Below are 518 nucleotides of genomic sequence, written 5' to 3'. Positions count from 1 at the left end.
GCTAACAAATTAAAACGCTCTGCAGACAAATCTGTGGCAAGTTCATTAAGTTTGGATTCGCAATTAAGCTCGGACATACAGGTGTGCCAAAACGTCTCGATTTCTGCTTTCAATGCTCGACCTTTAGAACGGTGTAGTCGCTCTGCAAGATCTTGAATCTCTGTGGGCATGTTGTCTGATTTTGACTTGGACTTTTGAGTACTGCTTTGGCGCTGGGGTGGCGTCGAATCACTATCAACCAATGCGATTGATTTATCCTGCAACTCCGAAGAAAGCTGCGTTAATTGATCGCGCTCGTCGACATTGACTGAAAACCAAACTATGCCCGCCAAAACGGCGGACACAGTGATTAGTAAGCTAAGCTTCATGGCTTGATCACGGCGCTGACAGGGAAGTGATCCGACAGGTTGTAATGTTTCCACAACCCCTCTGCCGTTGAACGTGGAACATCAACGCGGTTGTCGTTAAACGATTTCACGCCATATTCGTTGCTCACCATGACGTAATCGAGGTATTCC

2 pseudogenes are annotated in these 518 nt (G+C 46.7%); both read right to left on the bottom strand.

Annotated features, from left to right (window positions below):
- Positions 1–368, bottom strand: a pseudogene (locus R7190_RS30750) (chromosome partitioning protein ParA); the annotation flags it as partial.
- Positions 365–518, bottom strand: a pseudogene (locus tag R7190_RS30745) (phospholipase); the annotation flags it as partial. The pseudogenes R7190_RS30750 and R7190_RS30745, both read right to left, overlap by 4 nt.

The organism is Vibrio sp. 1078-1 (assembly GCF_033340475.1).
Note: the sequence above shows the minus strand (reverse complement) of the source record. Positions and strands in the feature narration are given on the sequence as shown.